Raw genomic sequence first — 429 nt, 5'->3', positions numbered from 1 at the left:
GATATGCTTTGTCGTGGGTGAAAACTTGAACACCGGCTTCCGTTTCCGCTCGGCGTCCAAGGCGTCACCAGCGATTATCTCTTTGACTTTCCCCGTGTTCTCAATGGTTGAGTTATCCAGATCGTTCCGGATATTGATTGCCGTGTTCACCAGTCGCGCCGGTCCCCAACGCTCATTTGCCAGATACTGGATTGAGGTGCTTGAGGTGCTAACGCTGTCGTCACCTCCGAAGAGCGCTCGAACCACGTCTAAGAACACGCTCTTCCCGGCGTCAGTTGGCCCAAACAGGATAAGGGACTTCTTCCGCGGTAAGTCCCAATGACGTAGGCAAAACCCGATGTACTCCTGTAGGAGCGGGATTGATTCGGGTTCAACTACGTCACCAAGGAACGCCTTCCAACGCGGGCAATCCGCTTCAGGGTCATATTC

The 429-nt window shown here is 53.8% G+C and carries 1 protein-coding gene; it reads right to left on the bottom strand.

Annotated features, from left to right (window positions below; genetic code table 11):
• Nucleotides 1-429, bottom strand: a 429-nt coding sequence (locus EXE45_RS20545) for a DUF5906 domain-containing protein (RefSeq protein WP_199233654.1), incomplete at both ends; no start/stop codon positions are given.

The sequence above is a fragment of the Halorubrum sp. SP9 genome (assembly GCF_005435015.1).
Classification (GTDB): domain Archaea; phylum Halobacteriota; class Halobacteria; order Halobacteriales; family Haloferacaceae; genus Halorubrum; species Halorubrum sodomense.
This window is presented reverse-complemented; position numbering and strand designations above follow the sequence as displayed.